This window comes from Vicinamibacteria bacterium (genome assembly GCA_035620555.1).
Classification (GTDB): Bacteria; Acidobacteriota; Vicinamibacteria; order Marinacidobacterales; family SMYC01; genus DASPGQ01.
Map to the genome: position 1 here is coordinate 1 of DASPGQ010000766.1, position 7,711 is coordinate 7,711.

The following is a 7,711-nucleotide window of genomic DNA, read 5'->3' on the forward strand; positions in this document are numbered from 1 at the left end:
TCGACTTCACCGATCTCGAATGGAGCGGAGGGATTGGCTTCCGATTCAAGCTCCAGGACGCCTACGTAATGAGAATCGACTTCGCCGCGGGTCGAGAGGGCTTTCGCTTCATGTGGACCTTCAGCGACATCTTCAGGACGAGGTGGGGGATCTACGAGTGAAGCTCGGCGTCTCCCTCTTGATGGTTTCGCTCCTGGCGGCGCCGGCCCTCGCTCAGAAGTTCTATCCGGACGATCCGCTCGAGAAGGTCCCCGAGCTCTGGCCGACGCCGGATCCGCAGCGGCGCGCCCTGAGCTCCATCCTGGAGTTCTTCAGCAACGCGTTCGGAACGCCGGGCGAGGGCCATCCCGAGCGCGGCGTGATTCCGGCGGGCGGGGTGAGCACTCTCGGTGAGGTGATGGATAGCCCCTGGTACGAAAATCGGCACGCACGGCGCCGCATGACGGAGGAGGAGCTTCGCCGGGGGCCGGGCGAGGATCGCCCGCCTGCGACACTCGGCCCCTGGCGGGTGCTGACGGTGAAGAAGTACGGCTTCCGTCCGGGCATTCTCATTGCCGATGCCACCGATCAAATGTATCTGCTCCGTTTCGATCCCCCGGACTGGCCGGAGCTGGCGACGGGCGCGGACGTGGTGTCGTCCAAGATTTTTCACGCGCTCGGCTACCACGTTCCCGAAAGCTACATCGTTCGGGTCGAGCGCGATCGGCTCGCGATCGAGGAAGGCGCCGAGCGCGTCACGAGCATCGGCGGGACCCAGGACCTCCAAGAGATCGACATCGACGATTTCCTCGGCGACGTCGCCGGTGACCCGGGGCGCGGCTATCGCGCCGTGGCGACGCGAGTACCCGGATCCTGGGGATCGCTCCTCGGCCCTTATCAGGTCTTTGGCACGCGCCACGACGATCCGAACGACACGGTGCCCCACGAGCATCGTCGGGATCTGCGCGGCCTCTTCGTCTTCTCCGCCTGGCTGAATCATACGAAAATGCAAGCGGTCAACACGCTGGACGTGCTCGTCAGCGAGAACGGCGCTCCCATCGTTCGTCATTACCTCGTCGACTTCGTCTCCACATTGGGAAGCGGCGGCCGCGAGGGCAAACAGGCCTGGGACGGCAACCAGAAGCTCCTCGATCTGAGCCAGACTCTCGAGAACGTCGCGGGGATGGGCGTCTACACTCCCGCGTGGATGCGAGCCAACTACGGTAGTTACCGTTCGGTGGGCCGGTTCGGTTACGAGGCCTTCGACCCCGAGCGCTGGAAGCCGGACTCGGTGACAGCGCCTTTCGCCAATCGGCTTCCCGACGACACGTTCTGGGCGGCGAAGCAGCTCGCGGCTTTTACCGACGACGACATCCGAACGCTCGTGAGCACCGGCCGCTACAGCAATCCCGAGGCCGAGGCGTGGATCGTGAGGTGCCTCATCGAGCGAAGAGATCGCCTTCTCGCGACTTACTTTGCGAAGGTGCTGCCGATCGTCGACTTCGGGGTGCGAGACGATGAGCTCCACTTCACCGATCTCGCCGTCGAACGGGGCTTCTCGGGGCCGAGAAACTATTCCTTCCAGTGGAGTCTCTTCGACAATCAACAAGAGAGGCATGAGCTCATCGGTGCCGCCGCCCCGACCCCCGCGATCCCTCCGGCCGCGTCTTCTGCCGACGAGGGCAGTTACTTCGCGGTGCGGGTGTCGGCGGGCGAACCGGGAAAGGTCACCGTCGCTTACTTTCGAATGCAGACGGGTCGGCTCGAGCTCGTCGGCCTCGAGTACGACTGGCCGGGAAAGCTCATCGCCGACCCGAGTCTCGATGTCGACACCGGCGTGAGCCGCTACACCGACCTCGAGGACGTGCAGAAAGAGCTCTTCGAGGGATACGCGGAGGCCTACAACGAGCGGACGGGATTCGGTCTGTCCCCCCAGGAGTACTTCGATTCGCTCACCATCTCCGAGCGCACCACCTACGACGCCGTGACCCACGCGCTCATGAGCTCGGCGCTCACCGACGAGAGCGGAAGCTCCCTCGGCCGTGCCATTGATCTCGTTACCGGGGTCGAACGTATCGCCGGCCAGTACTACGGCCGCTCGGGAGACGAGCAGTTCCGGCTCTACGTGTATTTGAAGGAGGGCGCGCGACACGTGCTGGAGCAATCGCAACAATTCGAGCTCGGACACCTGAACACGGTCTACCACGTCGGCTACCCCTACAGCTATCGCCAAAGCGGAGGTCTGCCGAGCATCCAGTTCTCGATGTCCGAGGAGGGCGACAAGGCGGACATCGACGTCGACTATCGTTCCAGCAAGTTTCCCCAGGCCATGTTCAACGGCCACCTGACCTCTTCCAACTCCGACGTTCGCGCCGGGGATAATCCCGAACGACATGCGGCACGGTGGAGCGGCTTCGTCGCCTGGTGGCAGGATGTCTTCGGTCGTCTACCGTTCGGAGAGAAAGAGGAAGCCGGACCCGACCTCCTCTCACGGGAGCCTCCCGAAATACCGACGCCTCTCCCGCCGAATCGTCCCTATGGTGAGGAGCCCTCCGAGCTGCACGACGCCGCCCAGGAATTTCTGACCGACTGGCTCGTGCGGCGAGACATCGACGAGTCGGCGCAGTTCATCTCGCCGCGTATTCTTGCCTGTGTCAATACCGACGACGACAACGATCTCGAGATGCACCGGGAGCGAGAAGCCGCAGCCGTACTTCGCGACGGCATGCGGCAGATCAACGTTGAGCTAGGCGTCGTCCGCAACTTGACCGAGGCCATCGATGTCGTCCTGCCCTGGCGTGAATCCATCCGGGTGCAGGCCCAGCCCTTCGAGCGGGATTTCGCGACCCTCGAGCTCACCAACGGCGACGCGTCACCTTATCTCTGCGGCGAAACCGTCGCCACCGGCGATCCCCAGATGTATGGGACTTATTTCGCCACGCTCTTTCGCCTCAAAGTGCGCGGCGGCGGCGCGCTCGGGCTTCTCTGGATGAAGGAGAACGGCCACTGGCGTATCGTCGCCTACGAGGTGTTCGAGCAGTAGCGTTGGTTCTCGTAGGCTCAATAGGCACTCGGCATGAGACGCCACCGCAGGATCAAGCGCATCCTCGGAGCCTTGGTAGCACTCGGGTTCCTCTTCGCCGTTGCCCATAGCCGACCCGCCAAGGAGGGTGCTCGGCGGCTTCTTGCTTCGGTGCTCAGTCGGCTCATCGCGGGGGTGACGACCATCGAACGGCTCGACTACCGTCTCTGGCGGGGGGAGCTCGAGCTCGACGACCTTGCGGCCGTACCCGACGGTGGCTCCTACCGATTGACCGCGACGCGCGTGCGGCTGCAGATCACGGGGCTTCCGCGAGTCTCGCTCGAGATCTCAGAGCCGGAGCTCACCGTCCTCGGCTTTCCCGAAGGCTCGGCTGAGACCCCCCGCGGTGAGCCACTCGCCGTTCTTCGCTATCTCGAGGATCTTCGAGTCGAGCGCGGAACCTTCGAGCTTTTCGACGAAAGGCAACTCCGCTTCGAGGACGTGGATGGCGACCTCCTCCTCAGCTCCGAAGGGCACCGTCTCGCCCTCCACGCGGCCCGAGGCCAGATCCGCAGCCCGGAAGGGGACATCGCCCTCGGTCCTCTCGACGCGGACGCCATCCTCGCACCTCGTAGGCTCCGAATCGTCTCGGCGTCCTTATACAAGGATGCCTCCTTCGTACGCACCGAGGGCGAGCTCACGCTTGCCCGACCGATCGGCGCTAACCTCCTCTTCGATGCGGCGCTCGAAGCTTCGCTCGCACGTTTCGTGAACAAAGCCCTCGATCTTCGTGGGGTCGTCACTGCGACCGGTCGGGCGAGGCTGGAAGGGGGGAAGCCTCGTTTCGAGGCTCATCTGCGCTCGGAAGAGCTGGGCTTTCGTGACCTCGCCCTTCGCGATATCTCCGGCCTCGCCGAGCTCGCGGAAGGAGCGCTCCGGATTCGCGATCTCGAGGCCGACGCCTTCGGAGGCCGACTCGCGCTCGAGGCCGCTCTTTCGTTGGACGCGGACGGCGACCGCGTGTTGGATTTGAGCTGGGAGGGCGTCGACCCCTCGGAGCTCGCTTTCGCACTCGCTCGCGAGAGGCTCCCACTTTCGAGCCGCAGCGCTGGGGCGATCCACCTCGACCTTGAGGACTGGGCCGTTGACGGAACCACGGGCTCGGCCGAGCTGCGTCTGTCTCCGGTCGCTTCGACGACGCTACCCAGTGCGGATGGCACCGTCAGAGCCTCTCTTGGCGTGGGAGTGGTGACCGTTTCCCCATCCACGCTGAGTTTATCGAACCCGAGTGCGAGCGTCTCCGTCGAGGGCACGATCAGACTCGACGGAGGTCTCGACCTGGGCGTCTCCGCCAGTGTCGCGCCGCATTCGATCGACTCGTTGCCGTTTCCGGCTGAGGGTGCCATGCACTTCGACGGTGAGCTCGCAGGCACGCTGGCTGCGCCTGCCTGGTGGGCGAGACTCTCGAGCCGCGACCTCTTGATTAGATACGAGCCCTTCGTGCTCACCGGCTGGCTTTCGGGGGACTTCGAGACCGCGACCGTGAAGCGGCTCGCGCTCGAGGGTGGGGATGGTCAGCTAGAGGTGCAAGGGGCTGCGCCTCTGCGCTCGAGCGGGGTGTGGAGCCTGGATCTCACCGGGAGCGGGATCCGCCTTCCCCAGCTCGGGCCTCTCCGGCTGGCAGTCGCCGAAGCCTCGGGGCACATCGAGGGTCCGGCCCGCTCGCCCGACGCGACCGTCTCAGTACGCTTCGATTCCGTGTCGCTCTACGGTCGTGAAGGCGTGGCGCAGCTCACTGTCAAGAAAGCCGGTGACACCGTCACGCTCGACGAGCTCCGCGCCTCGATGGCACCTCGCGGCGAGATCGTCGCATCGGGCAGCTACGATCTCGTGACCGATCGCATCGAGGCGATGCTGGACGTCGACACGGTCACGCTCGAGGATCTCCTTCCTGGTCTCGCGGGACGGGCATCACTCGAGCTTTCCGTTCAGGGAACTCGTAACGCTCCCGAAGGTTTGGCAAACCTGCGCGTGAGCGAGCTCACTCTTCACGACCGAGCGCTGCCCGAAGGCCTGATCACGGCCCGTGCGGAGGCGGGTCAGATGTCGATCCAAGGTACCCTCGACCGGACTCCCTTTCTACACGGCAACCTTGGACTGGAGGCACCCTTCCCGCTCCGCCTCGAGACCGACCTCGGAGTCGTTCCCTGGAACGAGCTCGCCCGGGCGTCGGGTCTCGAGATCCTCTCGGCATGGAGCGTGCGAGCGGCTGGAAACGCGGTCATCGAAGCCGAGCTCGATGACCCTCGAGGGCTCCGCTACCGAGCGCGCTTCGGGGAGCTTGCGGTGACGACCCAAGCCGGGACGGCGACGAGCTCACCCGTTCACGTCCACGGCACTCTCGAAGAGATCGCACTCGAAGGGCTCGACCTCGAGGGTCCGTTTGGACACGCGTCTCTGACCGGGGCCGTTCCCCTCATCGAGGCCAAGGAGATGGATGTCGCCTTGGACGCGCGACTACCTCTCGAGATTCTTCGAGAGGCCTTTCCCCAGCTCGAAGTTCAGGGCGAAGCGATGGTCCAGCTCGCGCTGACCGGCTCGCTGAGGGAGCCTCGTGTTATCGGAAACGTCGACGTCGCCGACAGCGACGGGCGTTTCCAGGACATCGTCTGGCGGGATGTCTCATTCAGGGCGCAGGCGAGCGACGATCGCATCGATCGCCTCGCCCTTGGCGGGGACCTCCTCGGTGGACGCATCACCCTCGACGGACAGATCCCGCTCCGGAGTAACCTCCCTGCCGGACAGGTGAAGCTTGCGCTCGAGGGCCTGGACATCGCGCCGCTTTTGCGGGAAGAGGAGGGAAAGGATCTCAGCGTCGTCGTGAGCCTCGACGGCGAGCTCGACGTGACCGGCCCTTCGCTCTCCGAGATCTCGGGAAGCGGCAATCTCCAGGATCTCACCGTTCGAGCGCGAGGTCGGAGGCTCGACCTGAGCGAGCCCGCGTCCTGGCGCCTCGACCGTGAGAGCTTCGACGTTTCGACAATGAGACTTCGAGGCGAAGACAGCGAGCTGTCGCTCAGCCTGCGAACTCTCGACGTGGAGGGCGAGCCGCGGTTCGAGGCTTCCGCGGCCGGAGCCATCGACCTCTCCGTCATCGATGCCGTGCTGGGCGACATCCCCGAGCTCTCCTCGGAGGGCCGCGCCGAGCTCGAGGTCGACGTGGCTTATTCCAAACAAGGGCTCGCAGTTACCGGGAGCGGGGCTCTGGCAAACGGAAGGTTCATGCTCAGCGAGCCCAGGTTCGTGCTCCAGGACGTTTCAGCGGGATTCGTCTTCGAAGGCTCGAAGATCCTCGTCTTGAATCTCACGGCCTCCACTGGACCCGGAGCTCTTTCGGGAGGTGGATACGTGAATCTCGACCCCAATGCCTTCGGCGTCGATCTGCGAGTCGAGGTCCGACGCCTCCCTCTCGAGCTCATGGACGGTCTTCGCGTCGAGACCTCCGGATCGATCGGACTCCTTTCGAGGGACGACACCCTCAGGCTTTCGGGAGATCTTTACCTCGATCGAGGTCTCCTCACGCGCGAGATCGACGACGAGGACATCGGCTTCAGTGGGCGACGTGCGTCGTTGCGCGATCCCACGCAAAGCCCAGGGGTCGCCGATCGACTCGTGCTCGACGTCAGGATCGCGACGCGGCGGAACCTCATCGTCGAGAACTCGATGGCGCAGCTCGAGCTCGCCGGAAACGTCTCTCTGGGGGGGACGCTCACGGTGCCCGAGGTCGACGGCATCGTCACCGTCCTGCCCGACGGCTTCATCCAGATCGGCAGAAACCGTTTTCAGGTACGGCAGGGACGCGCCGACTTGAGAGGTTTTCCGATGATGCCGCCCCGTCTCGAGCTCCTCGCTGTCACTCGCGTCGGGCAGACGCTCATCCAGATCGAGCTCGAGGGCGATGCCGACGATCTGCGGACCCGCCTCACCGCTCCGGAGAGCCCCGAGCTCACCGAAGGAGACCTGGCCTCGTTACTCGTGACGGGAAGAACGCTCGAGCAAGCAGGGCAGGGAGGTCAGCAGATCGCCTCCACCTGGATGATGGCGTCGCTCGCCGACCTCCTACACGAGGGCCTGGGAGACCTAATCACCTACGGTCCCCCTCCCGGCGCCGGACCGCTCGTCCTAGCCGAGGAGGCGGATCCCACGTCTCGCTTGACCCTCGGTGTCCCGGTGACCGATCGACTTTCCGCGACCTACTCCATCGCGCTCAACGATGCCGAGAAGCGACTCTGGATCCTGGACTATCGCGTGGCTCGCAACGTCTGGCTGCGCGGCATTCAGGAGAACTCGAACGACTACGCTATCGGCGTGAGCCAGAGGTTCGACCTCGACCTTCGAGGCGGGGCGCGGGCCCAGCGTCTCGAAGGTGCGGACCGTGAATCCATCGAGCGCCTCACCGACGTATCGCTTCGGGGCGTTCCCGACGGCTTCGACTGGAAGCCGGAGATTCGCGCCAACGAACGTTACGATTACTGGACGGCTCAGGACGAGGCGCGTCGTCTCACGAGAAGACTCGTCGAGAAGGGCTACTCGAGCGCCGTCGTCGAGGTCAGGACCGAATCCGACGAGGCCCAACGACTGCGCCTCGTTTTCGAGATCAGCGCGGGCAAACCTACGGAATTCGTGTGGAGCGGTGACGACCCCGGAAAA

General features: G+C 64.6%; 2 protein-coding genes. Both read left to right on the top strand.

The window, feature by feature from the left end; all coding sequences use genetic code 11:
- Positions 1–157: 157 nt before the first annotated feature.
- Positions 158–3,022, top strand: a complete 2,865-nt coding sequence (locus tag VEK15_30735) for a hypothetical protein (protein HXV65110.1) — start codon at positions 158–160, stop codon at positions 3,020–3,022.
- A 33-nt stretch (positions 3,023–3,055) separates the two neighbouring features.
- Positions 3,056–7,711, top strand: a 4,656-nt coding sequence (locus VEK15_30740; protein HXV65111.1) for a translocation/assembly module TamB domain-containing protein, incomplete at its 3' end; no start/stop codon positions are given.